Origin of the sequence: Streptococcus chenjunshii, assembly GCF_003086355.1 — a bacterium.
In the GTDB taxonomy this organism is placed as follows: Bacteria; Bacillota; Bacilli; order Lactobacillales; family Streptococcaceae; genus Streptococcus; species Streptococcus chenjunshii.
On record NZ_CP031733.1, the window covers coordinates 794,501 to 820,356 of the forward strand.

27 protein-coding genes and 1 pseudogene are annotated in these 25,856 nt (G+C 42.9%); 25 read left to right on the forward strand and 3 right to left on the reverse strand.

Features of this window, described 5'->3' with window-relative positions; all coding sequences use genetic code 11:
* Nucleotides 1-6: 6 nt before the first annotated feature.
* The 14 genes and pseudogenes from argJ to DDV21_RS04055 all read left to right on the forward strand — a co-directional run bounded on the left by argJ (nt 7) and on the right by DDV21_RS04055 (nt 9,219).
* Nucleotides 7-1,200, forward strand: a complete 1,194-nt coding sequence (argJ, locus tag DDV21_RS03990) for a bifunctional glutamate N-acetyltransferase/amino-acid acetyltransferase ArgJ (protein WP_116878467.1) — start codon at nt 7-9, stop codon at nt 1,198-1,200.
* A gap of 63 nt (nt 1,201-1,263) precedes the next feature.
* Nucleotides 1,264-2,001, forward strand: coding sequence for an acetylglutamate kinase (argB, locus tag DDV21_RS03995; RefSeq protein ID WP_116878466.1), 738 nt, complete (start codon nt 1,264-1,266; stop codon nt 1,999-2,001).
* Between the two features lie 2 nt (nt 2,002-2,003).
* Nucleotides 2,004-3,149 carry an acetylornithine transaminase gene (locus DDV21_RS04000; protein ID WP_116878465.1) on the forward strand — a complete coding sequence of 382 codons (1,146 nt, stop codon included), beginning with the start codon at nt 2,004-2,006 and terminating at the stop codon, nt 3,147-3,149.
* Between the two features lie 451 nt (nt 3,150-3,600).
* Nucleotides 3,601-3,719 (forward strand): annotated as a pseudogene (locus DDV21_RS11885) (ISAs1 family transposase); the annotation flags it as partial.
* A gap of 132 nt (nt 3,720-3,851) precedes the next feature.
* Nucleotides 3,852-4,133, forward strand: coding sequence for a TIGR04197 family type VII secretion effector (locus tag DDV21_RS04010; protein WP_116879165.1), 282 nt, complete (start codon nt 3,852-3,854; stop codon nt 4,131-4,133).
* 4 nt (nt 4,134-4,137) lie between these two features.
* Complete coding sequence (locus DDV21_RS04015; RefSeq protein ID WP_116879166.1) at nt 4,138-4,710, forward strand: hypothetical protein; 573 nt, start codon at nt 4,138-4,140, stop codon at nt 4,708-4,710.
* A complete protein-coding gene (locus DDV21_RS04020) occupies nt 4,711-6,465 on the forward strand; it encodes a DUF3114 domain-containing protein (protein ID WP_117287771.1) in 1,755 nt (584 codons plus the stop codon). It begins immediately after the preceding gene.
* Nucleotides 6,466-6,494: 29 nt separating this feature from the next.
* Nucleotides 6,495-6,965, forward strand: coding sequence for a hypothetical protein (locus DDV21_RS04025; RefSeq protein ID WP_142917752.1), 471 nt, complete (start codon nt 6,495-6,497; stop codon nt 6,963-6,965).
* A gap of 49 nt (nt 6,966-7,014) precedes the next feature.
* Nucleotides 7,015-7,236, forward strand: a complete 222-nt coding sequence (locus DDV21_RS04030; protein WP_116879170.1) for a DUF3114 domain-containing protein — start codon at nt 7,015-7,017, stop codon at nt 7,234-7,236.
* Between the two features lie 54 nt (nt 7,237-7,290).
* On the forward strand, nt 7,291-7,725 hold the full coding sequence (locus DDV21_RS04035; RefSeq protein WP_142917751.1) for a hypothetical protein: 435 nt from the start codon (nt 7,291-7,293) through the stop codon (nt 7,723-7,725).
* Between the two features lie 54 nt (nt 7,726-7,779).
* Nucleotides 7,780-7,986: a DUF3114 domain-containing protein gene (locus DDV21_RS04040; protein ID WP_241964700.1), complete on the forward strand. Its 207-nt coding sequence runs from the start codon at nt 7,780-7,782 to the stop codon at nt 7,984-7,986.
* A 3-nt stretch (nt 7,987-7,989) separates the two neighbouring features.
* Nucleotides 7,990-8,469: a hypothetical protein gene (locus DDV21_RS04045; protein ID WP_117287773.1), complete on the forward strand. Its 480-nt coding sequence runs from the start codon at nt 7,990-7,992 to the stop codon at nt 8,467-8,469.
* A gap of 54 nt (nt 8,470-8,523) precedes the next feature.
* Nucleotides 8,524-8,730, forward strand: coding sequence for a DUF3114 domain-containing protein (locus tag DDV21_RS04050; protein WP_241964701.1), 207 nt, complete (start codon nt 8,524-8,526; stop codon nt 8,728-8,730).
* Complete coding sequence (locus tag DDV21_RS04055) at nt 8,731-9,219, forward strand: hypothetical protein (RefSeq protein ID WP_116879109.1); 489 nt, start codon at nt 8,731-8,733, stop codon at nt 9,217-9,219.
* Nucleotides 9,220-9,580: 361 nt separating this feature from the next.
* Here the strand turns inward: DDV21_RS04055 and nrdF are convergent, their stop codons facing one another.
* From nrdF to nrdH, 3 genes are all read right to left on the reverse strand, one after another.
* Nucleotides 9,581-10,543 carry a class 1b ribonucleoside-diphosphate reductase subunit beta gene (gene nrdF, locus DDV21_RS04060; RefSeq protein ID WP_116879108.1) on the reverse strand — a complete coding sequence of 321 codons (963 nt, stop codon included), beginning with the start codon at nt 10,541-10,543 and terminating at the stop codon, nt 9,581-9,583.
* 231 nt (nt 10,544-10,774) lie between these two features.
* Nucleotides 10,775-12,934: a class 1b ribonucleoside-diphosphate reductase subunit alpha gene (gene nrdE, locus DDV21_RS04065; RefSeq protein ID WP_116879107.1), complete on the reverse strand. Its 2,160-nt coding sequence runs from the start codon at nt 12,932-12,934 to the stop codon at nt 10,775-10,777.
* An 80-nt stretch (nt 12,935-13,014) separates the two neighbouring features.
* Nucleotides 13,015-13,239 (reverse strand): glutaredoxin-like protein NrdH, encoded by a 225-nt coding sequence (gene nrdH, locus DDV21_RS04070; protein ID WP_116879106.1) that lies wholly within the window; start codon nt 13,237-13,239, stop codon nt 13,015-13,017.
* A gap of 523 nt (nt 13,240-13,762) precedes the next feature.
* Here nrdH and DDV21_RS04080 point away from each other — a divergent pair.
* From DDV21_RS04080 to citX, 11 genes are all read left to right on the forward strand, one after another.
* The gene (locus tag DDV21_RS04080) at nt 13,763-15,031 is read left to right on the forward strand and encodes a DUF1576 domain-containing protein (RefSeq protein ID WP_241964702.1); all 1,269 of its coding nucleotides are present in this window, start codon (nt 13,763-13,765) and stop codon (nt 15,029-15,031) included.
* 25 nt (nt 15,032-15,056) lie between these two features.
* Complete coding sequence (locus DDV21_RS04085; RefSeq protein WP_142917744.1) at nt 15,057-15,404, forward strand: hypothetical protein; 348 nt, start codon at nt 15,057-15,059, stop codon at nt 15,402-15,404.
* A 490-nt stretch (nt 15,405-15,894) separates the two neighbouring features.
* Nucleotides 15,895-17,292 (forward strand): oxaloacetate decarboxylase subunit alpha, encoded by a 1,398-nt coding sequence (locus DDV21_RS04090; RefSeq protein WP_374936051.1) that lies wholly within the window; start codon nt 15,895-15,897, stop codon nt 17,290-17,292.
* A 147-nt stretch (nt 17,293-17,439) separates the two neighbouring features.
* The gene (locus DDV21_RS04095) at nt 17,440-17,733 is read left to right on the forward strand and encodes an OadG family protein (protein ID WP_116878916.1); all 294 of its coding nucleotides are present in this window, start codon (nt 17,440-17,442) and stop codon (nt 17,731-17,733) included.
* A 462-nt stretch (nt 17,734-18,195) separates the two neighbouring features.
* Entirely contained in the window at nt 18,196-18,546 is a 351-nt protein-coding gene (locus tag DDV21_RS04100; protein WP_116878917.1) for a biotin/lipoyl-containing protein, read from the forward strand.
* Between the two features lie 16 nt (nt 18,547-18,562).
* Nucleotides 18,563-19,693: a sodium ion-translocating decarboxylase subunit beta gene (locus DDV21_RS04105; protein WP_116878918.1), complete on the forward strand. Its 1,131-nt coding sequence runs from the start codon at nt 18,563-18,565 to the stop codon at nt 19,691-19,693.
* A gap of 52 nt (nt 19,694-19,745) precedes the next feature.
* A complete protein-coding gene (gene citC, locus DDV21_RS04110) occupies nt 19,746-21,065 on the forward strand; it encodes a [citrate (pro-3S)-lyase] ligase (protein ID WP_116878919.1) in 1,320 nt (439 codons plus the stop codon).
* Nucleotides 21,053-21,946: a citrate (pro-3S)-lyase subunit beta gene (gene citE, locus DDV21_RS04115; RefSeq protein WP_116878920.1), complete on the forward strand. Its 894-nt coding sequence runs from the start codon at nt 21,053-21,055 to the stop codon at nt 21,944-21,946. Before citC ends, citE begins: the two co-directional genes overlap by 13 nt.
* A gap of 1 nt (nt 21,947) precedes the next feature.
* Nucleotides 21,948-23,489, forward strand: a complete 1,542-nt coding sequence (gene citF / locus DDV21_RS04120; RefSeq protein WP_116878921.1) for a citrate lyase subunit alpha — start codon at nt 21,948-21,950, stop codon at nt 23,487-23,489.
* Nucleotides 23,490-23,509: 20 nt separating this feature from the next.
* Complete coding sequence (locus DDV21_RS04125) at nt 23,510-24,796, forward strand: 2-hydroxycarboxylate transporter family protein (RefSeq protein WP_116878922.1); 1,287 nt, start codon at nt 23,510-23,512, stop codon at nt 24,794-24,796.
* Nucleotides 24,797-25,255: 459 nt separating this feature from the next.
* Nucleotides 25,256-25,798 (forward strand): citrate lyase holo-[acyl-carrier protein] synthase, encoded by a 543-nt coding sequence (citX, locus tag DDV21_RS04130; protein ID WP_116878923.1) that lies wholly within the window; start codon nt 25,256-25,258, stop codon nt 25,796-25,798.
* Nucleotides 25,799-25,856 lie beyond the last annotated feature (58 nt).

Genomic DNA, 25,856 nt, shown 5'->3' on the forward strand with positions numbered 1-25,856 from the left:
AGCATTATGGAATTTTTTCAAGGGAATATTGCCAGCCCGCTGGGGTTTTCGGCTGATGGACTGCATGCCGGATTTAAAAAGAGAAAAATGGATTTTGGCTGGGTGGTATCGGAGGTTCCTGCCAGCGTTGCAGGCGTTTATACCACTAACAAGGTAGTTGCACCGCCTTTGATTGTGACTCGGTCAGCGATTGAAACACATAGGGAAATGCAGGCAGTAGTTGTTAATTCCGGCGTTGCTAATTCCTGTACAGGCAGTCAGGGAATGGCAGATGCTTACCGCATGCAGAAACAGACAGCTGAAAAATTAAAGATTGCACCGCATCTGGTGGGGATAGCTTCTACAGGTGTCATTGGTGATTTGCTGCCTATGGACAAACTGGAGAAGGGTTTAGAGAAACTGGTTGTCAATGGGAATGCTGATGATTTTGCCAAAGCTATTTTAACAACTGATACAGTAACCAAGACAGTAGCAGTAAAGGACATGTTTGGTTCTGATGAGGTGACAATGGCTGGTGTCGCTAAAGGTTCGGGCATGATCCATCCTAATATGGCTACCATGCTGGCCTTTATTACCTGCGATGCCAATATTTCCAGTCAAACGCTGCAGCTGGCGCTGAGTCAAAATGTGGAAACCACTTTCAACCAAATTACCATAGACGGTGATACGTCAACTAATGATATGGTTCTTGTGCTTGCTAACGGCTGCAGCGGCAGTCAGGAGATTTTACCGGGGACAACTGCTTTTGACCAATTTTCGGACATGCTGTCTGCTGTTATGACTGACTTGGCTAAAAAAATTGCTAAAGACGGCGAAGGGGCAACTAAATTGATTGAGGTTCAGGTAAGAAATGCTCCGGACAGCCAAACTGCCCGTATGCTGGCCAAGAGCGTTGTGGGTTCCAGTCTGGTAAAAACAGCTGTTTTTGGTGAAGATCCCAATTGGGGACGGATACTAGCGGCTGTCGGCTATGCCGGGGCAGATGCTGCAGTAGACAAGGTCACTATCAGTTTAGGTCATATTCCGGTGCTGGTCGATTCAAACCCGGCAGCGTTTGACGACGAAGAAATGCAGGATATTATGCAGGAAGATGAGCTGAACATTACTGTTGATCTGCATGATGGCAGCAGCCATGGGACAGCCTGGGGCTGTGATTTATCCTATGATTATGTTAAAATCAATGCTCTTTACCGAACTTAGTCTGTACCATCGGTCTGCCCAAAGAAAAAGCAGTCCTCTGCTTGAAGGAGAATCAGAAAACGTATGAAACATGTCATTGTAATCAAAATCGGCGGTGCGGCGGCGCAGTCGCTGACAGCAGATTTTCTGGGTCAGCTTAATATCTGGAAAGAGGCTGGAAAAGCTCTTCTTATCGTCCATGGCGGAGGGTTCGCAATCGATCGGCTGATGGAGGAGAATCACAGGTCTGTTAAAAAAGTAAACGGTCTGCGTGTAACGGATAAGGCTGACATGCTTTTGGTCAAAAAAGCACTAACAGAACAGGTTGGTCCTCCTCTGGCCCAGCACTTAAATCGTGCCGGTTTGCCGGCCGTAACAGTTAATGCAGACTTGCCAAATATCGTCAAGGCAGATTTTTTGCAGCAGGAGCTCTACGGCTACGTCGGACAGGTAAAAGAAGTGGTTGAAGAACCGTTGCGAAACCTTTTAACAAAGGGTTTAGTACCGCTTTTGCCTTCTTTAGGCTACAGTAAAGAAGGTGAGCTGCTCAATATCAATGCGGATTATTTGGCTAGAGCAGTAGCTCAGGCTATGTCAGCAGAGAAACTCATTTTAATGACCGATGTTCCGGGTATTTTAGAGAATGGCTCGGTGCTTGCCAGTCTGCCAGTCAGTTCTGTTCAGGAAAAAATAGCTGATGCTACAATTACAGGCGGTATGATTCCCAAGGTTGAAAGTGCAGCCCAAACAGTGCTTGCAGGCGTAGGGGAGGTTTTGATTGGAAATTCTTTAAATCAGGGGACAGTTATCAAGAAAGGCTAACTATGGGAAAACTTTTTAACAATTATCAAAGAGTAGATATCGAATTTATTAGAGCAGAAGGAAATTATTTATTTGACCAGGAAGGGAAGGCCTATCTTGATTTTTCCAGCGGTATCGGGGTGACGAATCTGGGATTTCATCCGGCAGTTAAAACGGTGCTGAAAAAGCAGGCTGAGCAAATCTGGCATACCCCAAACCTTTATCAAAACAGCCTGCAGGAAGAAGTAGCCGATAAATTGATCGGTTTCAGAGACTATTTAGCATATTTTTGCAACAGCGGAGCAGAAGCTAATGAAGCGGCAATTAAACTGGCCAGAAAGAGCACCGGCAGACAGGAAATCATCAGCTTTAAAAATAGTTTTCACGGACGGACTTTCGGCTCGCTCTCAGCCAGCGGTCAGGATGCTATAAAACAAGGGTTTGGTGACGGTGTGCCGCATTTTTACTATGCCTCTCTGAATGACTTAGACAGTGTTAAGGACTTGGTAACCGATGATACCGCAGCTGTTATGCTGGAATTGGTGCAGGGCGAATCTGGAATTCATGTGGCTCATAAGGATTTTGTTAGAAACTTAGCTGATTTTTGCCGGCAGACAGGAATACTGCTGATAATTGATGAGGTGCAGACAGGTATGGGACGCACCGGAAAACTTTTTGCCTTTGAACATTATGGGATTGAACCGGATATCTTTACTCTTGCTAAAGGGCTGGGGAATGGCTTCCCTGTAGGTGCTATGCTTGGGAAAGCTTCTTTGGGAGAGGCCTTTTCTTACGGCAGCCACGGATCGACCTTTGGCGGCAATAAATTAGCTATGGCTGCAAGTTCAGCAGTATTGGACATACTGAAAGAAGAGGGATTTTTGGATACTGTTCTTTCAAAAGCGGCTTCTTTTAAGCAGAAACTTGCCCAAGCTCTTGCTAATCAGCCTCTGGTAACAGAAATCCGCGGTATGGGCTATATGATTGGTATTGAAACTGAAAGCGATTTGTCTGGACTGGTTTCGGCTGCGCGTGCCAAAGGCCTTATTATTTTAACTGCTGGCCGCAATGTTTTGCGTCTCTTACCGCCTCTGACTCTGACCGAAGAGGAGGGAGACCGAGCTATAGCGGTTCTGCAGGCAGTATTCGAAGAACAGTCTGCGACCTAGCAAAGGTTTGGACCTATAAGAAAAAGTGGTCAGGAAATGCAACTGCATCCCAAAAGTTAGACAGCAAATCTATCGATTGGGATGCAGTTTCTTTATGGCCAGATTATAAAGAACATTAAACAGTATAAGGTAGAAAGGCTAGTACAGACTATGGTCATAAAACCGCTGCAGAGATCTCCGGTCAGAATGAAAAAAGCACTATGAAGCCATTCATGTCAGCAGCTGGCGCCCCTGCCTTGCGGGTAAGTATAGTGAATTGGAAAGATTAATCATCGGTAAGGAAAGGCAGACAAGACAAACAAAGTTATTTATTATTTATTTTGAGCTGCCAAACCATTACTAGGGAATTGAGTGTTTATTCCGCAGTCATTAGCAGAGTGAACGTAAGCGGCTAGATGCTGTCTCTCGATCATTAATAAAGAACCCGATGATTCTCATTATTTTTTAATGTATGGATAAATTCTGTTTAGCTGTTTTGAAGAAGCTTGATGTTGGCAAAAAAAGAACCTTAAGCGCAAGAAATATGCTCTCTGTATGGCTTTTGACCAGTACTTGAAAAAATTAATCTAGTCAACAAAGGGCGAGACACAGAGAAAGCATGGAAGAACCCCTCACGCATTTGGCGTGGAAGATAGGTTTGCTCTTGATTTTAAAACAAACTTATGCTAAAGTAAACTTAAATTTATCTTAAATGAGGTTTTCATGAGCACAGCCATTAAAAGCAGTTCTGACAGCGCCCAAGTGCATGCCACAGCCTTCCAAAATGCCACCAGCTCGCTGGGGTCACTGCAGCAGTCCAGCAAGGATGAGCAGACCACTGTTACAGGCAACAGCCTTGCCCACCAAGCTATTGACAAAATCTTGACGGCAGCCCTTGATCTCAGCACTGTTATGGCAGATCTGTCAGCCAATATCAACAGTGCCGCCGCAGAGTTTGAAGCGGCCGATCAGGCCGCCGCCCAAATGATCAGTAAGAAAGGATAAGCTGATGTTTCCCCTTCACACTCAAAGTCCCTACCTCACACCTAAGAAAGACACCACCAAACGCCCCAGCGCTGCCGAGCTTAAGCGCTGGAATGAGATGATGGACAGGGAGCTGGCAGCTCTGGGTAAGCGGATAAGGGAACACAATTACAACCAAACTTCCCCAAAAGAAGAAAAACAGGCCTCTTCCCAGTCTAGTGACCAGGAAAAAGCCCCGCTGACCCGAGCGCAAAAGCAGTTAGCTTGTCAGGAGCGCCTGGCTGAACTGAAAAAAGAAGAGAGCACGCTTGAGAATCAGGAAATGGCCATTCAGCGCCAAAAGACAGCGCTAGAAAGCCAAGACGACTGGTTTGAAGATTACAGCAGACAGCTGACTCTCCTGACAGCAGAGCTGGAGGGGAGCCATGCCGTTTTTTCTTACGGTCTGACAGAGGACTGGAGCGGCCAGAAGAGGCGCTTAAGAGATGCCTTTGAAGAGGACAGAGAGCGCCTGCTGAAAGAGAGGACGCAAGCAGAGGAAGCCCTGGAAGCTGTTAAGAAAGAACGCCGCCGTATCCTGAGGACCGGGGAGGTTTAAATGAGTATTGACATGTATTTAGGGTCTTCACAGATGCAGGCCGCAAGCACAGAGGCCACCGTTGAGCAAGCCATGGCTGGCTTGGATCAGCTGGACAGTGCCGTCAGCGGTTTTTTAGACAGCGGTTCTGAGCTGAAAGGCCAGACTTATGATTCCGCCCGAGCCTACGTTCAGGCGGTTATCCAGCCCTTGAAAGAGGGGACCCGTCTTTACTTGGAGGCGGTCAGGGACAGTGTCAGCCGCTTTCCTGAAGCCTATCAGGAAGAGGTCGGTCCGGAAGATCTGAGGCAGTCAGACCTGGAAGACCAGATAGCTCAGTGTGATGCCGTCATAAAAACAGGACAGGAACTGCTGGCTGATATGCAGGCCCATCCTGTAGGGCAGAAACATGAACAGCGGATTTCTGCTATGAAAGACAGTCTGTCTCTTGTCCAAGGTGCCAGACAGGAGCTGCAGGACAAGCTGGATAAACTATTGGCTTTTAATGCACGGTCACCGCAGATTTTTGACGGATTAGCGGAGTTGGAACAGGCTCTGGCAACAGGTCGCTCTCAGACAAAGGGTGCCTGGCAGGCAGACAGTCAGACCTTTGTGATTCCCAGCGATCTCGGCTGGGCCAGAACCATAGACGATCTGAAGTTTGCCAAGGTTTATCAGGTGAGCCGTCCGGAGGGGATGTCCGATCAGGATTATCAGGTTTACCTGCGCACCTTGCATGAACAGGCCAAGGCCTTTGAGGCAGACGGGTGGACGCAGGAGGCCGTACGGAAAAGCTATCTATCTGCCGTTGCTGTGGGCTATGACAGCAGGCAGGACATTCCGCTGAGCCAGCAGCTGGCTGCTTTTTATGAAGAGGCGCATATTGTTGGCTCCAGCCTTTTCAACCGTATGCTGACAGCTGCTTACAGAAAGGACCAGAAAGGGCAGGAAAAGACCTTAGACATGCTTTACAAGGTTCTGGGCGCTGAGGTGGATGCCAATGGCTTCCTGCAGCTGACCAATATGAAGCTGACCGATACGGATCAAACAGGGAGCTATAGGTTCACAAAAGCGATGGATGAGGCTTTAGTCTTTGATGACAAGTTTTCCAGCCTCGTTCAGGGGGCTTACCCCCAAGGGCTGCCCAGCAAGGCTAAAGCAGGGAGTGCCGACTATGTCAAAGCGCAGCAGACCCACCAGTTCCGTTACTATCTGGACAAGAAAAACAACGATGCTCTGCGTGCCACTTATCCCGATGAGGCCAACGACTTGGAGCGAATCAAGCGATTCAATGCCGAGCACTCCTATAACAGCTTTGTGGGAGAGAAGGCCCGCTATCATAATAAATACCAGGGGAATCCTGAGGATTATCCCACGCATATTGACCAATACGGCGAGAATTACAAGTATGTCAGTTCAGGCAGCGGTTTCCATACAGAGTTTATCATCGATAAGAAGGGCAGCCTAGTCAGTCAATGGAATGCCTATGAGTTTGACGAGAATGGGATTGTCAATTCCGACCCCAATAAGGTTTACACTAAGGAAGAACAATTACAGTTAGTGGACGGCAACAGCGTCAATTATGCGGAGAATTCGGATGGTACTTATCATGATAAGGTTGATGCTGATCCAGTATCTGAATATGATTCTAAAGTCAGAAAGGAAGTTGGGAAGTATTGGAAGAATCCAGTGACAGGATATAACTATACAGATAATCCTAATTATTTTGATACAGAGGAGTCGGAGAAAAAAGCTAATGAAAGATTGAAAGGGTAGGTTATATGTTTGGAAATCGGAAATTTATCGTGTCAGTATCGACTTGTCTAGTTTTTATCTTATTGATTGCCTGCTCTACAGAAGAAAATCTGAGAAGAACCACTTCAAATTTGACAGTTACTAGTATTCACGATACAGTGATTGCAAGAAAAACGTCAGTCAAAAAGTTAAAGGAATTATATGGGGAACCTTATAAAATTGAAACAGACTCACAAAAAGCTATCGATTTATTTAATGAGATTAATAACGATGAAGGAAGTATCAATACAGTGTTGGAGGACAATACGGACTACTGGGATACGCTAAAGGTTGATTACTCTTCACCTATAAAAGGGCTTGATTTTGAAGGATATTATGAGTATCGTGGTAAAGGTTTAGCTGGAATGAGAGTTTACTTTTTTATTATTAAAGATACGGTACGTTCCTATTGGTTTTACGGCGATATCACTGATGAATCCGTCGCTAAAAAAGATAAGTATCTCCGCCAAATTTTAGATTAGGATAAGTGGCTCTGTTGTTCACCTGCAGGGTGCTTTTCTTGTATATACTGTGGATATAGTGGACGGCAACAGCGTCAATTATGCGGAGAAAGACGGAGGCTCCCATACCAAGATGGATTCCAACTCAGTTTCTAAATATGACCCCGAAGTTAGAAAGAAAGTGGGTAAAGAGTGGAAGAATCCTGTAACTGGTCAAAGGAATAAGAAAGCACCAGATTATTTTGATACTGCTGATTCAGAAGAGAAAGCAAATAAGGAATTAAAAGGATAATGCATGAGTAAGAGTTTTTTAAAATTTACCTTATTAGGAGTTCTAAGTATTTTTATGATAGCATGTACAAATGACGAAAAACGCAGTGAACTTACGGTTTCCAATATTGTAAAAAAAATTTACTTTGCTAAAACGACAACAACAGAACTTGAAGAAATATTCGGCGCTCCTCAAAAGGTAGTGAAAAATTCTGAAAAAGTAAATGATACCTATTTTCTTATTTCCAGCGGCGAAGTTACAGATAAGTTGAATCAATTAAACATATATATTGAAGCTTCTAAAATAGATATGAACGACTATAATAAGCAATTTGATGATACTGAAGATAATCCTTTTGACAGTTATTATCAATATAGCAGTCGTCGTTCAGGTTTAAAATATGTCAGATTTTATATTGCTGACAGGGTAGTCTATGATGTTGAATACGGACCAATTACCGATGAATCCATCGCCAAAAAAGATAGGTATCTCCGCCAAATTTTAGATTAGGATAAGTGGCTCTGTTGTTTATCTGCAGAGCGCTTTTCTTGTATATTGTGGAGAGTGGACGGCAACAGCGTCAATTATGCGGAGAATTCGGATGGTACTTATCATGATAAGGTTGATGCTGATCCAGTATCTGAATATGATCCTAAAGTCAGAAAGGAAGTTGGGAAAGAGTGGAATAATCCGAGTACCAACTCGAAATCAAAAGATTATTTTGATGTAAAAGGTTCAGAAAATAGGGCAAATAAAAGATTAGGAGAGTAAGCTATGAAACTTAATTGGAAAAAATGGATTAGTTTATGTGCTATCTCACTAATATTTCTTTTTGCATGTTCTGGTTTTAAAAGTTCAGATAAACTGACAGTAAGTATGATTCACGATAGAGTTATTTTTGGAAAGACAACAGTAGGTGATCTAAAAGATATGTTTGGTAAAGAGACTAAGTATATTGAGTCTAATGAAGCTCAGGAAATATATCGCTATTGGAATAATTCCGAGGGTGGTCTTAATTATATGCTTGAAGATAATACTGATTATTGGGAAACACTTAGATTTGATAAAAAAGCAGATACTTTTAGCTATAAAGAGTTCGATGGTTGCTATGAATACAGTGGAGACAATCTAAGCGTAAAAAGCGTTTATTTCTTTGTAATTGATAGTAAGGTATATGATATAAAATTTAATGGCAGTATTACAGATGAATCCGTCGCTAAAAAAGATAAATACCTCCGCCAAATTTTAGATTAGGATAAGTAGCTCTGTTGTTTATCTGCAGAGCGCTTTTCTTGTATATTGTGGAGAGTGGACGGCAACAGCGTCAATTATGCGGAGAAAGACGGAGGCTCCCATACCAAGATGGATTCCGACCCAGTTTCTAAATATGACCCCGAAGTTAGAAAAAAAGTGGGTAAAGAGTGGAAGAATCCAAGTTTAGATGATGTTGATAAGGATTACTTTGATATAAAGGGTTCGGAAAGTAGAGCAAATACAAAATTAAAGGAAAAATAGATGAGACATCGATGGAAAAAGCTTTTTTGTGTAGTTTCAGTTACATTTCTTTTTCTTGTAGCGTGTACAAGCATAGAGAAATCGGATAATCTAACGGTGACAGCAATTCATGATAAAATTATAAGAGATAAGACCACCGTTGAAGAGTTAAAAAGTATGTTTGGTAAACCAGATAAATATGATAATGCTAATAAGGCAAAGAAATTATATCATTATTGGAATAATTTTGAAGGCGGTGTTAACTTCATGCTAGAAGACAACACTGATTATTGGGAAACATTGGAGTCAAACAGTACATCCCCAAAATACAGTTATAAGGATTTTGAAGGATGTTATGAATATAGTGGAAAGAACTTAGGTGTAAAAAAGGTCTACTTTTTTATAATTGATAATAAGGTTCACAGTTTTAAATTCAAGGGGAGTATTACCAATAAATCGATAGCTAAAAAAGATAAGTATCTCCGCCAGATTTTAGATGAGGATAAGTAGCCCTGCATGCCGCTTATCACGATAAGGCCAACAGCATTGGAATACCTATGAGTTTGACGAAAACAGTATCAATATGGTTTCTGCCTTTATTATGAATATTTCCCCACTTTTAATATAAAAAAATCTACCATATCAATTGATATAGTAGATTTTTTCTTAACTTCATAGTGTTGATTCGAAGTTCTGGATTCTTTTGGTTTAAAAATCAATTAAAGGAGCAGCAATTTTTAGAGATCAGCTCCATGCAAAATGACTGGATATTTTCAGTCCGATTGACCCTAGAGATGGGATAAGGAGGGGAAACCGACTGTCTTCGACATTCCCAGTGCGTTTCCCGCACTTTTTAATCGGAAAGATATGTTTACGATACCCCGTAATTATAGTCATCATCCTGCATCGCTTCAACACTGCCCAGAAGGTAACCGTTCCCGACTTGGCTGAAGAAGTCATGGTTAGAAGTCCCTGTCGAAATACCATTCATGACAATTGGATTGACATCATTAGCTGTATCCGGGAAAAGCGGATCCTGCCCCAAATTCATTAAAGCCTTATTGGCATTGTAACGCAGGAAAGTCATGACTTCTTCGGTCCATCCGACAGTACCATACAGCGACTGCGTATAGCGCTCTTCATTTTCATAAAGCTGATAGAGAAGGTCATACATCCAGTCGCGAAAATCATTCTGTTCGTCTTCGGACAGTTCATTAAAACCTAGTTGGAACTTGTAGCCGATGTAGGTGCCGTGAACGGATTCATCACGGATAATCAGTTTGATAATTTCAGCCACATTGGCCAGCTTATTATTGCCAAGATAGTAAAGGGGAGTGAAGAAGCCAGAATAAAACAGAAAGGTTTCAAGATAAGTAGAGGCCACCTTTTTTTGCAGAGCGCTGCCGTTTTTGTAAATGTCATTAATGATTTTAGCCTTTTTCTGCAAATATTCATTGTTGTTCGTCCACTCAAAAATCTCTTCAATTTCAGATTTGGTATTCAGAGTGGAGAAAATAGAAGAATAGGATTTAGCATGAACGGATTCCATAAACTGAATATTGTTGAGAACAGCCTCTTCATGCGGTGTACGAACATCCCCGCGAATAGCCTCCACTCCAGATTCAGACTGCATGGTATCGAGCAGGGTCAGACCGCCGAAAACTTTGCCGACTAAGTCTTTTTCGGCGCTTGAAAGTTTTCGCCAGTCATCGAGGTCATTGGACAGAGGAATACGTGTATCAAGCCAAAATTGCTCAGTCAGCTTCTCCCAAGTTGACTTATCAATAATATCTTCAATTTCATTCCAGTTAATCGCTTCGTAATAAGTAGTCATAGTTATCACCCAAGGCCGGACAGTGCATTTGTGTGCTGCCGGCCTTCATTTTTATCAAACTATTCTCTCGCGCTTAAAAAAATCAAAAGCAGAAACAGCTGTCCATCTTGATGAATACAATTCGGGCTGTTTTTATTTTTGATTTTTAGTCAAGGCTGACAGATAGTTTTTCCTTTCTGTTTGATATTAAACGGTATTGTTTCAGGCAAAGATTCAGCTGCTATCAATGGATTAAATCACACAGGATTCACATTGATTAGATCCAACTTCCTCACCATCATCCGTAAAGGTACGGACATAATAGATAGATTTAATTCCCTTGTTGAAGGCGTAATTGCGTAAAATAGATAAATCACGGGTCGTTTGCTTGCTCTCTGTCTTCCATTCGTAAAGCCCCTGAGGAATATCGCTGCGCATAAATAATGTCAAGGACAGGCCCTGATCGACATGTTCTGTTGCTGCTGCATAAACATCGATGACTTTTCGCATATCCATATCGTAAGCCGAGGTATAAAAAGGAATAGTGTCTGTCGAAAGACCGGCAGCAGGGTAATAAATTTTACCGATTTTCTTTTCCTGACGCTCTTCGATACGCTGTGTAATCGGATGGATAGATGCAGATACGTCATTGATATAAGAAATGGAACCGTTTGGTGCTACTGCAAGGCGGTTTTGGTGATACAGCCCATCCTTCATAACAGCTTGACGGAGTTCTTCCCAATCCTCTGCCTGCGGAATAAAATGTCCGGCAAAAAGTTTCTGAACACGCTTGGATTTTGGAACAAACTGACCGGTTACATATTTATCAAAGTAAGTCCCGTCAGCGTATTGTGACTGTTCAAAGCCGACAAAGCTTTCCTGGCGCTCACGGGCAATATTGTTAGATTCCACCAGAGTCCAGTAGTTCAGCAACATGAAATAAATATCTGTGAATTCAAGTGATTCTTGGCTGCCGTAAGCGATATGATTTTGAGCTAAGAAAGAGTGCAGTCCCATAGCTCCCAGTCCGAAAGTATGAGCTTGGCTGTTGCCGTGTTTAACTGTCGGGACAGCATCAATATGCGATGAATCCGTGACGAAGGTTAAAGCTCGGGTCATAGCCTTGATGGAACGGCCGAAGTCAGGTGAGGTCATCATGTTGACCACATTGGTAGAACCGAGATTGCAGGAAATATCCGTTCCCATTTCAACAAATTCTTGTGCATCGTTTAGCAGGCTTGGTCTTTGTACCTGCAGGATTTCCGAGCAAAGATTGCTCATTACGATTTTTCCTTCAATCGGATTGCTCCGGTTGGCCGTATCAACATTGATAATATAAGGGTATCCGGATTCCTGCTGTAATTTGGAGATTTCGGTTTCCAAATCCCGAGCCTTGATTTTAGTCTTGATAATATTTGGATTAGATACCAGCTCATCATATTTTTCGGTGATATCAATGTAGTTGAAAGGGACACCGTATTCTTTTTCAACACTGTAGGGGCTAAAGAGGTACATCTCTTCGTTTTGGCGGGCTAATTGGTAAAACTTATCGGGAACCACAACACCCAGAGACAGAGTTTTGACCCTGACTTTCTCATCAGCATTTTCTTTCTTGGTTGAAAGAAAAGCGATAATATCAGGATGAAAAACATTGAGATAAACCACTCCGGCTCCCTGGCGCTGACCGAGCTGATTGGAGTAAGAAAAGCTGTCTTCAAAAAGTTTCATGACAGGGACCACTCCTGAAGCAGCTCCGGCAAACCCTTTAATAGGCGCCCCGGCTTCACGCAAATTAGACAGAGAAATACCGACCCCGCCTCCAATCCGTGACAGCTGCAAGGCTGAATTGATGGAACGGCCGATCGAGTTCATGTCGTCTGTAACCTGAATCAGAAAACAAGAGACCAATTCACCGCGGCGGCTGCGCCCAGCATTTAAAAAGGATGGTGTCGCAGGCTGGTAGCGTTGGTTGATCATTTCAACAGCCAAGTCATGAGCCAAGGTCTCGTTACCGTCTGCGAAATAGAGCGCATTAAACATCACCCGATCTTCCATGCTTTCCAGATAAAATGCACCATCATCAGTTTTTAAAGCGTACTGCTGATAAAATTTATAGGCTGCCATAAACGATTTGAACCGAAAACCTTGAGCCTGAATATCCGCTGCCAGTTTTTCAATGAAAGCCGGTGAATATTTGCGGATAAAGGCTGCTTCAATATAATCGTTATCAATCAGGTAGTTGACTTTATCTGTGATATTGGCAAAAACCATCGTATTGGGTTCAACATTCTCCGCAAAAAAAGCGCGTAAGGCTTCTTTATCTTTATGAAGCGGAATTTGCCCGTTAACGGGACGGTTAATTTCATTATTAAGGCGAAAATAAGAAACATCGCCGAGATTTTTGAGACTCATTCTAAAAAATTCCTTTATATCCTTTTATATCATATAATAAGGCTTCATTTCATTTATTTGCTGAGATGAAGCCTTAAAAATTAAATAATTTCTTTTAGTTTGTTAGGCTGAAAGCCTGAAAACACAAGATCACCAGCTTCAATAACCGGAGCTGCGGTGAAGCCGAGGCTTTTGACATAATCTATCTTTTCTGGATGTTCATCAATATTAATTTCTTCAAAACTGGCTTGGTGCTGTTCTAAGAATTTTTTGGTCATTTTGCACTGCATACAGTTATTCTTCGAAAACAGTGTGATTTGTGACATAAATAGGTCCTCCTAAAATTTTCCTTTTCCGGAAAAGTCATTATGTATCTAGGATATACAAAATAGAAAAAAAAAGCAAGGAATTTTTCTCGAAAAACACAAGATATTGTGTTTTGTTATTTTTTTGGACACGAAATATAGTATCAGATCGGCTTTGACAGGGGTGCTACGGATTTCGGACGGGAAGCCAATTTAGATGACAGTCTGTCTGGCTTGTTTCTAAGGAAACAGAGCGTCTTAAAACCGATTCGGTTTGCAGGTTCAAGACTCAGTTATCCAGTCCTTTCTAGATAAGCAAACGGCATATTATTTCTGCATTTTATCCTGTACAGCTATTAAAGAACACGCAGAAGTGCAGCAGCAATTGAATTCAAGGAATACGGAGAAAAATCAGGTGGTTAGAAGCAGGAAACAGACAGCTGCAGCTTGTAAGCGCTTAAAAAACACACTAAAAAACCTTGCTGTTTATCGTCAGTTAGGTTACTTTAGTAATAAGAGAGTTTAGCAAAGGAGGACTGAAAAGATGCTAATGAGCCATCTGCGGCAATTAAATTGGGAAAAAGATAACCTGCTTTTATTGGCTGTTGGAACCTTTATTTTTGGCTTGCTGACACCCGCCAAGACGAATTGGTGGAGCGATTATGGACATTTATTAACTCAGCAAACCTATTTGATTCATGACTTTTTTGCTGTGGCAGGTATAGCTGCAACCTTTGTGAATGTCGCTCTGCATCTTGCCATCGCTTATTATTTAAATATTCGTAACCAATTGACCCGTCTGACCGGTTTTCAGATGGCTGCGATAGGCATTTTTGTGGGACACTCTTTTTTTGGAACACACCTAGTGAATATTCTGCCCATTATTTTGGGCGTTATCCTGTACGCGAAACTGTCGCACCAATCCTTTAAAATTTATACCTCCATTAGCTTATTTACAACTTGTACAGCACCGGCGGTCTCTTATGTCATGTTTTCACATGGGGTATCACTTTTTTCAGTATTAGGAGGCTTTCTTTTGGGACTGGCCCTAGGCTTTGTCACACCGCCCCTTGCCGAAGCATTTTTGAAATTCCATCAGGGCTATACCTTGTATAATATTGGTTTTACGTCTGGGATTATCGGTCTCTTTGTCTATGCTTGTTTACGTTATTTTCGATTTGAAATTCCAGAGACTCAGCTGTTGAGTACAGAAGCCCATGATTATATTTTAGTTTATATTTTTTCAATTTGTCTGCTGATGCTTGGGCAAGCTTTGATTCGGCTGGATTTTCAGGATTTCAGGGTTAAATTTATTAAGCTGAGCCATCGAGTCGGGCGTCTGCCGGATGATTTTGTCATTAAATATGGCCGCAAAACAGCCTTTTTTAATATGGGGCTCTTAGGGCTGGTTTACCTGAGTCTGTTATTGGTTCTGGGGATTCGCTTGAATGGCCCTATTGCAGGCGGTCTTATGTCCATCATTGGTTTTGCCGGTTTCGGAAAACATCTGCGCAATACATTGCCAGTTGCATTTGGGGTAATCATCGCAGCTTGTTTCGCTGACGAACCATTCGGAACCATTGGTTTTTCTTTATCACTTTTATTTGGCACTTCGCTGGCTCCGCTGGCCGGTTATTATGGTATAATAGTAGGGATGATAGCAGGATTTTTCCAATTTAATATCACACAGAGTGTTATTGACCTTCATCTGGGGCTATGTCTTTATAACAATGGCTTTTCTAGCGGTTTTGTAGCGGCCTTTTTGGTTCCGATATTAGAAAGTCTGCCTCGTCGTAAAGGCTCAGCAGAATAAAATGCAAAGGCAAGGGCTGATAATTATGATTAGTGAAAAAAACAAAGCAACTCGTATTATGAAAGAGTTGATTGGGTATTTTTTAGAACATCAATACTATCAATTTGATGTTTCTTTTCAGCTTGACCGAGAAAAATTTGAACTGACCATCACAACACCTTCTCCGGATATTCCGGAGCATTTTAACCGTCTGCTGAGTGATCTCAATACGGAACGCGAAGTGGAAATTGATGAGTATTATAATGCTCTGCTGGGAGGGCATGGTACAGATCATGACTACAGCTTATTGGGAAAAGCAATTGACTATGCCACTCTTGAACACAAAGAGGGGCTGCTGACGCTGAAAATATGCAGAAAAATCGGTTTTTCTTAATCATTTCTTATATGTTGCTCAGGCGACTGCAGGGACAGTTCAGTCTTGCTGTTCTTACTGTGAGCTTTCCAGAGTCTTTGTATCTTGTGAATTGAACACGGCCTAAACGCTGTGAGAAAAAGACAGCCTGTCCTAGAGCCTTGCGGCTCTTCGTCCAGTCTCCTATTTTCTCTTTGCGTTTTTAACGGCCTTTGTATCTTGTGTTAGAGTGAGAGAAAATTCAAATGGGCTGAATTTTCTTTCGCTTTTTTTGTACTGTAAGGCGATAGGGAAGTCAGACTGTTGTTTTATAATTATAAGTAAATCATGGACATTTTTTCTTAGATGTTTTTCAAGTGTTTTTCGTGTTTTTTTGGTGTCTTTCTGCTTTTTTTTGAATTTTTAAGTTGTATAATAGTTTGTAAGCCCTACCAAAGCAAGTGAGATAAGCTTGTAAGCCCCACCAAAATTAAAGGGTCATATCAATATCATCGTAAAGGAGGATAACTTTGTGAAACATATCATGTTTACAGAGACAGTATTGCGCGATGCTCATCAAAGTCTGATGGCCACTCGTTTACGGACTGATGAAATGCTGCCGATTATGGAGCAGCTCGATAAGGCTGGCTATCATGCTCTGGAATGCTGGGGAGGAGCCACATTTGATTCCTGTGTTCGATATCTGAATGAGGATCCTTGGGAACGATTGCGATCGATTAAAGAGAGAGCGCAAAATACGAAATTGCAAATGTTATTACGTGGACAAAATCTCCTTGGCTATCGCCACTACGCTGATGACATCGTCGAGCAGTTCATTACCTCTGCTGCACAAAACGGTATAGATATTTTTCGTATCTTTGATGCTTTGAATGATGTGCGTAATTTAGAGGCCAGTGTTAAAGCTGTCAAGAAAAATGGCAAGCATGCCCAGCTGACAATTTGTTACACAACAAGTCCCGTCCACACCATTGAGTACTATAAACAGCTGACTAAAGAGATGGCAGATTTAGGAGCTGATTCTATATGTGTGAAAGATATGGCAGGGATTTTAACACCAGCTGCAGCAAGATCCTTAATTCCTGCTCTGAAAGGAGTGACAGAGCTCCCTATAGAAGTGCATACCCATTCAACCAGCGGGACTTCGGAAATGACCTATTTAGCAGCTGCTGAGGCTGGCGCAGATATTATTGATACAGCTATTTCTCCTCTTGCAGGAGGAACCAGTCAGCCGGCGACTGAAAGTCTTAGTACCGTCTTAAAAGAGTTAGGATTTAAGGTGGATTTAGATGATGAAGCTCTGGTGGCTATCAGTGATTATTTTAAACCGATTAAGGAAAAATATATCGCTGAAGGTATTTTGGCTCCAAAAATGCTGGGATTGGAACCCCAAACTCTCATTTACCAAGTGCCTGGAGGAATGCTGTCCAATCTCTATTCTCAGCTCAAACAAGCTAAATCTGAGCATCTTTATGAGGAAGTTCTTAAAGAGGTTCCGCGGGTACGGGAAGATCTTGGCTATCCTCCTCTTGTAACGCCTCTCAGCCAAATGGTTGGAACTCAGGCGGTCTTTAATGTCTTAACCAACGAACGCTATAAGATGGTTCCAAATGAAATAAAAGATTATGTCTGCGGTAAATATGGAAAATCCCCGGCTCCGATTAAAGATAATATTAAACAAAAAATTATTGAGGATGATTCAGTGATTGATGTTCGTCCTGCTGACTTGCTTGAACCGGAATTAGACAAGATGAAGCAGGAGTTGGAAGGATTGGCGCGTTCTGAGGAAGATGTGCTGATCTATGCGATGTTCCCGCAATTAGGAAAAGACTTTTTGAAGCAGAAGTATCAGCCTAAAGACAAACAGGAACCGAAAGAAGATGAAGTTATTAGGATTCAGGCTGTTATGTAAATAACTTATAGATAAGCTAAGTATTTATCAAGACTCAGTCTGAGGCAAAGAGAACATAAACAGCGAAATTCTTAACAGCAAAAGTCAATCCTCGTGTTTGCCCGAGTGATATGACTGCTGTCACTATACAACTTACCAGGAGGAGAAATGGAACACATTGATATCATGGAAGCTCTAAGCCTCTCAGTCGTTGCAATAACTGTTGTCATGACTGTTCTGGTCGGTTTGATGTTCCTGATAGAAGGGTTTAGATTTATCGGAAACGCATCGCAAACCGCTGACAGTGTTTCGCCGGAGCAGCCAGCTTCTCGGGAAGAAGGTAAGGTTCTGGCCGACAATGAAGAGCTAAAATTAGTAGCCGCTCTGACAGCCCTAGCTGTTGCAAGTGACAATAAACAAGACAAAAAATACCGTATTACAGCAATTAAACGGATTAGGTAACTGAACACGGCCTAAACGCTGTGAGAAAAAGACAGCCTGTCCTAGAGCCTTGCGGCTCTTCATCCAGTCTCCTATTTTCTCTTTGCGTTTTTAACGGCCTTTGTATCTTAGTGGAACTGAACACGGCCTAAACGCTGTGAGAAAAAGACAGCCTGTCCTAGAGCCTTGCGGCTCTTCATCCAGTCTCCTATTTTCTCTTTGCGTTTTTAACGGCCTTTGTATCTTAGTGAACTGAACACGCCCTAAAATCCTAGTGAAAAAGATGGCTGTCTTCGTGATGTAAGCAGATTGCTAAACAACCTTAGCCGTAGACGTCTGAAGGCTTTGCCGTCTTAACAGCTGACCGCACCCTTCTAGCCGTCTTGGCAGAGGTGCGTCTGCGAAATCACAGATTTCGGACTTACCGTCATTTTCATACGGATTTCTTTACGGGCTTTGTATCTTAGTTTAAGGGAGTTTAGCATGAAAAAATATCAGATTACAGTCAATGGTCAGACTTATGATGTGACTTTAGAAGAAATTTCGGAACAGGAGTTAAACCAAGCCCATCAGTCTGAATCAGATTCATCGGACACTCAAGCCTCTGCTCCGAATAGCAGCGAGGGAATAGAGGTTACCGCCCCTATGCCGGGAACAATTATTTCCCTCAATGTTCAGGTAGGAACAAGTGTCAAAGCAGGGGATACCCTTTGTATCTTGGAAGCGATGAAGATGGAAAGTGCTGTAGTAGCTTCGGCGGATGGTGTTGTGAATCAGATTTTCGTCGATAAAGGGACACAAGTTGAAGCAGGGACAGTCCTGATGACATTATAGAGAGGGAGAGGGACTTATGTTAAACGCTCTAATTGAAATGTTTGATTCCTCGGGATTAATGGCTCTTGACTTAAAGACAATCATTGTGCTTGGAATCGCCTGTCTGTTTCTTTATTTAGCGATTGTAAAAGGGTATGAACCCTACCTTTTAATCCCGATTGCTTTCGGCATGTTACTGGTTAATCTGCCGCTGGGTGGTTTGATGGATCCTCCTGCTGACGGAGCGAGCGGAGGTTTGATTTATTATCTTTATCAGGGAGTGGATAAGGGTATTTATCCTCCGCTTATTTTCCTTTGCCTAGGCGCGACAACGGATTTTGGGCCTTTAATTTCAAATCCTAAGACCTTGTTGTTAGGAGGTGCGGCCCAAGTGGGGATTTTTGTAGCCTTGCTTGGCTCTATTATGCTCGGTATGACAGGACCGGAGGCCGCTTCTGTAGGTATTATTGGCGGCGCGGACGGTCCGACAGCTATTTATACTTCCAGTCAGTTAGCACCGCATTTATTATCAACAATTGCACTGGCCGCTTATTCTTATATGGCCTTGGTTCCTATTATTCAGCCGCCTATTATCAGAGCTTTGACGACTAAGGAACAGCGCAAGGTCAAAATGCAGCAGCTGCGGCCTGTTTCCAAAAAAGAAAAAATCCTTTTCCCGATTGTTGTTACTATTTTTACGGTCTTGCTTTTGCCATCTTCAGCTCCTCTTATTGGCATGTTAATGTTAGGCAATCTGATTAAAGAATCCGGTCAGGTTCCTAAGATTACAGAAACCCTCTCCAACTCACTGATGTACATTATTACGATTTTACTGGGAGTCAGTGTCGGTGCCAAAGCAGAAGCGGATATCTTGCTGTCGCCTGATACGATAAAAATTATTGTACTGGGCCTGATTGCTTTTGCTGCTGGTACTGCAGCAGGTGTTCTCATGGGGCGTCTGATGTATCATTTGACTAAAGGAAAAATCAATCCGATGATTGGTGCAGCGGGGATATCAGCTGTTCCGATGGCAGCCCGTGTTGTACAGGGAATAGGTGTTGAGGAAGATCCTTCAAATTTCTTGCTCATGCATGCTATGGGTCCTAATGTAGCGGGAGTCATTGGTTCAGCCGTGGCAGCAGGAGTATTATTGCAGTACTTCGGATAATATTGAGGCAGTTGATTTGTCTGAAATGCTACATTTTAGAATGGGGGACAGAATGCTTGTCGAACGTTTGTGGATTCAGCAGCAGCCCAGCGTAAAAAAGGCTTGGCTAGCTCTCTTAAAAACAAATGGGATTCGTGATGAAGACAGTATAGAAGCAGTTTATGGGATTTATGACGGAGAGGAACTGATAGCTACAGGCAGCATTTTTGATAATGTGATTAAGTGTGTCGCAGTTGACGGCCGTTATACAGGCGGAACGGTCATCAGTACCTTAATAACCCACTTAGAGTCCTTGATTTTTGAAAGCTTTGACAGCTGCTACCTTTATACGAAACCAGATGCAAGCTTGTCTTTTGAATATTTAGGTTTTAAGGAATTGGCTCGAGTACCAGATAAGCTGGTTTTTATGGAAAAAGCGGTCAAAGGCCTTCCCGCTTACCTTGATGCTTTAAAAATGAATAGAGTGCAAGGTTCTACAAAGGGAGCCATTGTTATGAATGCTAATCCCTTTACGAAGGGCCACCTCTATCTTGTAGAACAAGCAGTGAAAAAGGTGGATGTCCTGTATCTCTTTGTCGTTTCTCAAGATCGTTCTTATGTCAGTTTTGAGGACCGCCTTGCTTTAGTTAGAGCCGGTGTCTCGCATCTGGATCAGGTGAAAGTCCTTGAGACGGGTCCTTACATGGTATCGACAGCTACTTTCCCATCCTACTTTTTACCTGAAGAAGAAAACGTAGCAAGAATTCAAGCTCATTTGGATGCTCAGCTGTTTAAAAAGCATATCGTTCCGGCTCTGGGATTGACCCACCGCTTTTTAGGAACAGAACCCAACTCCCCGGTTACAGCTATCTATAATCAAGAATTAAATAGGGTTTTGTCACCCACTGTTGATCTTGTTGTCATTGAGAGAAGGAAACAGGCCGGTGAGGCCATCAGTGCTTCCCGTGTCCGTGAATTGTGGCGGAAAGGTGAACTTGCCCAAATCAAACCTTTGGTTCCACCGTCTACCTATCAGTATATTAAACAAAAAATAGAAAGGACTCAAAGCTTTATGAATCATTTTGAATTAAGGCAGCAGGGTACCGCCGGCACCTTAGAATCATCAGATGTCCAGATTTTAATTGATCAAAATTCTGGAAATGGTATTGAATTGGAACTGACCAGTTCGGTTGAAAAGCAGTTTGGGGCCCAAATTCGCAAAGTTATTCAAGAGACTTTGTCTTCTATGGGGGTTCAGGATGCTAAACTGGTTGTCAAAGATCAAGGTGCTTTGGATTGCACCATCAGAGCGCGTTTGATTGCAGCTGTCCATCGTGCCAGCGGTCAGACAGAATCCATCAACTGGGAGGAGATTGAACAATGGAACGATTAAGAAGAACTATGATGTTTGTTCCAGCTAGCAATCCGGCTATGCTGAGAGATGCCAATCTTTATGGTGCGGATTCTATTATGTTTGATCTTGAAGATTCCGTATCACTTAAAGAAAAAGACAGCGCACGGTTTCTGCTCTATCAGGCGGTTAAAACATTTGATTTCGGGGATACAGAAACGATCGTTCGGATTAATGATTTAGCTGCAGGCGGACGTGATGACATTGAGGCTATGGTGCGTGCCGGTATTGACTGTATTAGGCTTCCGAAAACTGAAACAGCTCAGGACGTTACTGACGTTGACGAGGTTATTACCGAGGTTGAGGAACAAATCGGCCGGCCAGTAGGGTCAACAAAGATGTTCTGTGCTATTGAAGGGCCAATCGGTGTGTTTAATGCCTTGGCCATAGCGACAGCCAGTGAACGGGTTGTGGGTATTGCTTTAGGAGCAGAAGATTATGTCACAGCTATGAAAACAAAACGCTACCCAGAAAAGGATGGGGAAGAACTCTTCTTTGCACGTTCTATGATTGTCCATGCGGCACGTGCAGCAGGTATCGCGGCAGTTGATACTGTTTTCTCAGATGTCAATGATATGGATAATTTCAGACGTGAAGTGGAACGTATTAAGCAGCTCGGTTTTGATGGCAAATCAGTCATCAATCCCCGTCAGATTCCGGTGGTTAACGATGTCTTTACTCCTACGGAAAAAGAAATCAGTCATGCTCAGCAAGTTATGGCAGCCATAGCAGAAGCTGAGGCCAAGGGATCCGGTGTGGTTTCTTTAAACGGCAAGATGATTGATAAACCGATTGTAGAACGTGCGCAGCGCGCATTAGCTTTGGCACAGGCTGCAGGAGTTATAGAGGAGGCAGAGTGGTAATATGGTTTTAAATACATTAGGACGAGATATTCCGGCAGAGTATGCTGAACAATATGGCGTTTTTTCAGGAGAACTTGCAGCCATTAATGATTATCAGGAATCCAGCCGTCACATCCAGCCGGTCAAACCTCGTGATCAAAAATTACTCTCATCTATTCGTGAAGCAATTGAGAGAACAGGTCTCAAAGATGGTATGACTATCTCCTTTCACCACCATTTCCGTGAGGGAGATTATGTCATGAATTTGGTTATGGACGAAATCGCCAAGATGGGCATCAAAAACCTATCCATTGCTCCAAGTTCTATTGCCAATGTCCACGCCCCTTTGATTGAACATATCAAAAACGGTGTGGTTTCTAACATTACTTCCAGCGGATTGCGTGACAAGCTAGGAGCCGCTATTTCCGAAGGGATTATGGAAAATCCTGTTGTTATCCGTTCTCATGGCGGCCGTGCGCGTGCTGTCGCCAGAGGAGATATTCATATTGATGTGGCTTTCTTAGGGGCTCCAAGTTCAGATGCGTACGGGAATGCCAATGGAACAAAGGGAAAAGCAACCTGCGGTTCTTTAGGGTATGCCATGGTTGATGCTAAGTATGCGGATCAGGTTGTCATTATTACGGATACCTTGGTCCCTTATCCGAATACCCCTGTCAGCATTCCTCAGACCGATGTTGATTATGTTGTTGTAGTTGATGCTATCGGCGATCCAAACGGTATTGCCAAAGGTGCAACCCGCTTCACTAAGAATCCAAAGGAATTGCTCATAGCAGAGTATGCCTCTAAAGTGATTACCAATTCTCCCTACTATAAGGAAGGTTTCTCTTTCCAAACAGGGACAGGCGGTGCTTCACTTGCAGTGACGCGTTTTATACGCGAACAGATGATAAAAGATGGAATAAAAGCGAATTTTGCGCTTGGCGGTATTACAAATGCTATGGTTGAATTGCTTGAAGAGGGATTGGTTGAAAAAATCATCGACGTTCAGGATTTCGATCATCCGTCAGCTCTGTCTTTGGACCGCAATGCTGGGAAACACTACGAAATTGATGCTAATATGTATGCTTCGCCCCTGAGCAAAGGTTCTGCCATTAACCAGCTGGATACTTGTATCCTTTCGGCACTGGAAGTTGATACAGATTTTAATGTGAATGTTATGACAGGGTCAGATGGTGTTATCCGCGGCGCCTCAGGCGGCCACAGTGACACAGCCTTTGCTGCTAAAATGAGCTTGGTTATCTCACCATTAGTTCGGGGACGGATTCCAACTTTTGTTGAAAAAGTGAATACGGTTATTACGCCGGGAACCAGTGTTGATGTTGTGGTTACCGAAATTGGAATTGCCATCAATCCAAACCGTCCAGATTTGGTGGAACATTTCAAAGAACTGAAAGTCCCTCAATTTACTATTAAAGAGCTGCAGGAAAAGGCTTATGAAATTGTTGGGCATCCAGATCCTATCCAATATGGAGATAAGGTTGTAGCCCTCATTGAATACCGAGACGGAACTCTGATTGACACGGTTAAAAATATTTTACATTAATATAAGAGGAGGAATATTTCATGAAAAACGTGAAATTTCTAGGTCTGCCGCCTTATCTGGCGGCGGTATTAATTGTTATCTGTCTGATAACCATGTACATGGGTGCCTTGCCGACTGATTTGGGCGGAGCCTTTGCTATTATGCTTTCAATCGGTGTCGTCTTCAATGAAATTGGAAAACGTATTCCCATTTGGAATATCTACATCGGCGGCGGTTTGGTACTGGCCTTTCTCGGCAGCTCAGCTTTAGTTTATTTTAATTTCATCCCGAAAACCTATGTTGAAGCCATGAATTGGGCTACAGAAGATGCCGATTTTTTGACACTGTTCATCGTCATCTTAATCACAGGCTCTATCTTAGGACTTGAGCGGAAACTTTTGCTCAGGTCAATGGCTGGTTATATTCCGGCAATTTTAGGCGGTGTCGTTGGTGCAGCTTTATTGGGGATTATCACAGGACTTTTATTTGGTATCAATCCAGCCGATGTGGTCATCAGATATGTTCTTCCAGTTATGGGCGGCGGTAATGGTGCCGGTGCGGTGCCGCTCAGCCAAATTTATGAAAAAACGACAGGGCTGCCGGCATCCAGTTATTACAGCTTTGCGATTACGATTTTGACCATTGCAAATATTTTTGCTATTGTTGCCGCAGGTCTTCTTAACGGTATCGGCAAAAGAGCCACTAATTTGACTGGTGATGGCAAAACCTTGATGAGGAATTCAGAAGAGATTGCTGCAGAAAAAGATGATGTCAAACTCTCTATGATTGACTACGGCGGTGCTTTCCTGCTGGCCTTGACCTTCTATGCTTTAGGCTGTCTCTTTAGTGAAGCTCTGCTGCCAACAATCTTTGGCGTTCAAATCCATACTTTTGCTTACATGATTATCTTTGTGGTAATAGCAAATGCCTTGGGTGTTATTCCTACTTACGTTCGCAAGGCTGCTACTGTTCTCCAGAGTTTCTTTACGAAAAATATGATTTTGATTATCATGGTTGGGGTAGGAATCGATACGGATCTCGGAGAGTTGGCCTCAGCTATCACCTTCTCAAATGTCATGATGGCCTTAATGATTATTATAGGAGCAATTTTAGGTTCAGCTATTATTGGCTACTTAGTAGGATTTTATCCGATCGATTCAGCTGTCACAGCTGGTCTATGTATGGCTAATCGCGGCGGTTCCGGAGACTTAGCCGTTCTCGGTGCTTCTGAGCGGATGGACTTGATTTCCTATGCACAGCTGTCTTCACGTCTAGGCGGCGGCATTGTATTGGTTATCGGAAGTATCGTCTTCGGTATGTTCTTGTAATCTGTAAAATGTATAAGAGGCTGGGACACAAAAGTCCTGCCTCGTTTTACTTTTTTAACATATGTGTTTGGCGCAGTGGCTGATTGGAAGTTCTTATCCCTTGTTGCACAGGGAATGGCAATATCCCTAATCAACTGTAACTGTGTGGGGTGGAATAATAAAATCGAATTCGTCATTTTATGACATTTACCGATTTTTGTCCCACTTTCTTCTTAGTGGAACTGAACACGGCCTAAACGCTGTGAGAAAAAGACAGCCTGTCCTAGAGCCTTGCGGCTCTTCGTCCAGTCTCCTATTTTCTCTTTGCGTTTTTAACGGCCTTTGTATCTTAGTGGAACTGAACACGGCCTAAAATCCTAATGAAAAAGATGCCTGCCAGCGTGATGCAAGCATCACTTGTCAGTCCCTATTTTCATACGGATTTCTTAACGGCCTTTGTATCTTAGTGAAGGAGTAGATATGTTTTCATCTGGTTCATCGGTATCGCTGCAGGAGGTCTTAGCCGACAGAGAACTGCGTTTAGAAACTCAAGGGCACCTGCTAGAGTTATATAGGGATAAAGTCCTTCTTGATTTTAAGTGCAATATTCCTGGACCAATCAAGAATAATACCGACATTGAGCGCCTATTTCGGCATGGTTTGGAAGAAATTGTTCACCTATTGGACGAGCACAGCATTTCGATTCTTTATCGGCAACAGAGGAATACTAAAGCCGGACTGGAAGCTTTTTTAGTGCTTGATTCAGCTCCTGAGCCCTTAAAACGTTTGATGATTGCCTTTGAAGAGTCTACTCCCCTGGCTAGGCTGTACGACAGTGATATTTTGTACAGGAAGTCTGATTATTCGAGTCCTGTCAGTCTGTCGCGTCAGGAATTAGGTTACCCCCAGAGAAGCTGTTTGATTTGCGACAGGCCTGCTAAAGAGTGCGGACGCAGCAGGCGGCATTCTGTTGAAGAGATGCAAGCTGAGATAGCAAGCTTGTATCAGCAGTATATGCCGTGATATAGGCTTGCCGTCTTTAAATTAGTCTTTTGTCTGACTGATTTTGATCCATTATCTG

Bases quoted from the DNA above. Each gene is read 5' to 3' on its own strand.
- citE (WP_116878920.1), top strand. From the start codon at position 21,053: ATGGAACGATTAAGAAGAACTATGATGTTTGTTCCAGCTAGCAATCCG.
- DDV21_RS04015 (WP_116879166.1), top strand. From the start codon at position 4,138: ATGTTTCCCCTTCACACTCAAAGTCCCTACCTCACACCTAAGAAAGAC.
- citF (WP_116878921.1), top strand. From the start codon at position 21,948: ATGGTTTTAAATACATTAGGACGAGATATTCCGGCAGAGTATGCTGAA.
- DDV21_RS04105 (WP_116878918.1), top strand. From the start codon at position 18,563: ATGTTAAACGCTCTAATTGAAATGTTTGATTCCTCGGGATTAATGGCT.
- DDV21_RS04045 (WP_117287773.1), top strand. From the start codon at position 7,990: ATGAAACTTAATTGGAAAAAATGGATTAGTTTATGTGCTATCTCACTA.
- DDV21_RS04125 (WP_116878922.1), top strand. From the start codon at position 23,510: ATGAAAAACGTGAAATTTCTAGGTCTGCCGCCTTATCTGGCGGCGGTA.
- nrdE (WP_116879107.1), bottom strand. From the start codon at position 12,934: ATGAGTCTCAAAAATCTCGGCGATGTTTCTTATTTTCGCCTTAATAAT.
- argJ (WP_116878467.1), top strand. From the start codon at position 7: ATGGAATTTTTTCAAGGGAATATTGCCAGCCCGCTGGGGTTTTCGGCT.
- citC (WP_116878919.1), top strand. From the start codon at position 19,746: ATGCTTGTCGAACGTTTGTGGATTCAGCAGCAGCCCAGCGTAAAAAAG.
- citX (WP_116878923.1), top strand. From the start codon at position 25,256: ATGTTTTCATCTGGTTCATCGGTATCGCTGCAGGAGGTCTTAGCCGAC.
- DDV21_RS04035 (WP_142917751.1), top strand. From the start codon at position 7,291: ATGATAGCATGTACAAATGACGAAAAACGCAGTGAACTTACGGTTTCC.
- DDV21_RS04100 (WP_116878917.1), top strand. From the start codon at position 18,196: ATGAAAAAATATCAGATTACAGTCAATGGTCAGACTTATGATGTGACT.
- argB (WP_116878466.1), top strand. From the start codon at position 1,264: ATGAAACATGTCATTGTAATCAAAATCGGCGGTGCGGCGGCGCAGTCG.
- DDV21_RS04095 (WP_116878916.1), top strand. From the start codon at position 17,440: ATGGAACACATTGATATCATGGAAGCTCTAAGCCTCTCAGTCGTTGCA.
- nrdF (WP_116879108.1), bottom strand. From the start codon at position 10,543: ATGACTACTTATTACGAAGCGATTAACTGGAATGAAATTGAAGATATT.
- nrdH (WP_116879106.1), bottom strand. From the start codon at position 13,239: ATGTCACAAATCACACTGTTTTCGAAGAATAACTGTATGCAGTGCAAA.
- DDV21_RS04000 (WP_116878465.1), top strand. From the start codon at position 2,004: ATGGGAAAACTTTTTAACAATTATCAAAGAGTAGATATCGAATTTATT.
- DDV21_RS04085 (WP_142917744.1), top strand. From the start codon at position 15,057: ATGATTAGTGAAAAAAACAAAGCAACTCGTATTATGAAAGAGTTGATT.
- DDV21_RS04080 (WP_241964702.1), top strand. From the start codon at position 13,763: ATGCTAATGAGCCATCTGCGGCAATTAAATTGGGAAAAAGATAACCTG.
- DDV21_RS04055 (WP_116879109.1), top strand. From the start codon at position 8,731: ATGAGACATCGATGGAAAAAGCTTTTTTGTGTAGTTTCAGTTACATTT.
- DDV21_RS04020 (WP_117287771.1), top strand. From the start codon at position 4,711: ATGAGTATTGACATGTATTTAGGGTCTTCACAGATGCAGGCCGCAAGC.
- DDV21_RS04010 (WP_116879165.1), top strand. From the start codon at position 3,852: ATGAGCACAGCCATTAAAAGCAGTTCTGACAGCGCCCAAGTGCATGCC.